Source organism: Pollutimonas rozaliensis (assembly GCF_048751585.1).
GTDB lineage: Bacteria > Pseudomonadota > Gammaproteobacteria > Burkholderiales > Burkholderiaceae_B.
Window position 1 is genome coordinate 1 of record NZ_JAZHOB010000355.1, and the last position, 237, is coordinate 237.

General features: G+C 54.9%; 1 protein-coding gene. It reads left to right on the forward strand.

Features of this window, described 5'->3' with window-relative positions:
* Positions 1-47: 47 nt before the first annotated feature.
* Positions 48-237: helix-turn-helix domain-containing protein (locus tag V0R37_RS23220; protein WP_420376706.1), on the forward strand; the 190-nt coding region annotated here is incomplete at its 3' end.

Genomic DNA, 237 nt, shown 5'->3' on the forward strand with positions numbered 1-237 from the left:
CGCGAAGTATTAACCCGGCATCCAAATAGCTATGCTATAATACCGGCATGAACAGAGAAGATGCTCGCACACTCCATCCCGCCGCTCAGGAAGAAAAGCGAAAACTTGCGGTTCGCCTTTCCAAGCGTGGGATGAAGAACAAAGAGATCGCCAAGGAGGTTGGCGTTCACCCCCTCACCGTCGGCCGGTGGCTTACGAAATACCGTGAAGGCGGTCTAAAGGCCTTGCTCGCCCAGG